The sequence below is a fragment of the Agrobacterium sp. ST15.13.013 genome, from assembly GCF_027956525.1.
Taxonomy (GTDB): Bacteria; Pseudomonadota; Alphaproteobacteria; order Rhizobiales; family Rhizobiaceae; genus Agrobacterium; species Agrobacterium salinitolerans.
Window position 1 is genome coordinate 1 of the sequence record NZ_JAQKGP010000139.1, and the last position, 352, is coordinate 352.

Sequence of the window (352 nt, forward strand, 5' to 3'; positions counted from 1 at the left end):
AGCCTGCACCGTGAATGGGTGCGCGCGACCTGGCGGCGTCTTTTCTCGCATAAAACAATCGGAGCATAAAATGAAATTAAAACTGATCGTGCTGGCGCTGGCGATGAGCGTGGTTACCGCGCAGGCGGCGGACCGCATCGCCTTTATTCCTAAGCTGGTCGGCGTCGGCTTCTTTACCAGCGGCGGCAACGGCGCGAAAGAGGCGGGGGAAGCGCTGGGCGTGGGGGTCACCTATGACGGCCCAAACCAGCCCACGAGACTTAGGCGAAAATCGTATTGCGGCTTCTGGTTGAAAAAAAAAAAACATCTGGTATCATCAGCATTTACTTCCGCATCGGGAGCACGCCCGTGG

Annotated in this window: 1 pseudogene; it reads left to right on the top strand. The window is 57.1% G+C overall.

Annotated features, from left to right (window positions below):
- Positions 1-70: 70 nt before the first annotated feature.
- Positions 71-352 (top strand): annotated as a pseudogene (locus PL597_RS26255) (hypothetical protein); the annotation flags it as partial.